The sequence below is a fragment of the Pseudomonas parakoreensis genome (assembly GCF_021602155.1).
Lineage (GTDB): Bacteria > Pseudomonadota > Gammaproteobacteria > Pseudomonadales > Pseudomonadaceae > Aquipseudomonas > Aquipseudomonas parakoreensis.
Map to the genome: position 1 here is coordinate 1 of NZ_BQHY01000069.1, position 678 is coordinate 678.

Annotated in this window: 1 protein-coding gene; it reads right to left on the reverse strand. The window is 62.4% G+C overall.

The window, feature by feature from the left end; all coding sequences use genetic code 11:
* Window positions 1–61: 61 nt before the first annotated feature.
* Window positions 62–664 (reverse strand): hypothetical protein, encoded by a 603-nt coding sequence (locus L6D63_RS28425; protein WP_236170515.1) that lies wholly within the window; start codon window positions 662–664, stop codon window positions 62–64.
* Window positions 665–678 lie beyond the last annotated feature (14 nt).

Genomic DNA, 678 nt, shown 5'->3' on the forward strand with positions numbered 1-678 from the left:
CGCTCTTGGGCGGCCTTGATCACGTCGTTCAGACGGGTTGTCCAGTCTCGGTAGCGCATGGCTAACTTCCATAGGTGAATGTCGGTGCGTCCTTCTTCGAGCCCCAGTAAATGGGCCACTCGGACATTTGGGCGATGGCGTAGAAGAACCGGTCGCCGTCGTGGCGCGCGCGGTGGTTTTCGTCGGTGAAGCGCTCGGTACCGGTGCGGCTCCATTCAGCCATCCGGTCAACCACGGGTACAGTGATGCTGTTGCCGTCCTGGCCATTGCCGGCGAATGAGAACTTGGCTGCGTCCATCCGGCCAGAAAACAGGATGTCCGCCGCGTAGTTGCCGGCCTCGTCGAACACAACGAACAGAACTTTGGCCATCCGCCCGCGGCAGCCGCGCACGTTCGTCTCGGAGAGGATGTAGGCATCCAGGCCGCTGAGTGTCAGCTCGACCGACATCGGCGAGCCGGAGTTGTCGCTTTCCTGCGACTGGCTGACCTGGCCGAAGCTGCCCACCCCCTGATAGGTGATGCCGTCGACCACCAGGTCGCCGGTGCCGGTGTGCGCGAAGACCATGCCGTCGACGAAGTCGAGCTGCACCGCGTACACCGGCATGAATCGGCCTGTGGCAATGATGTTCACCACGCTCTGACTGAACGGGAATGCTGAGGGCATCAGAAGGCCTCCCT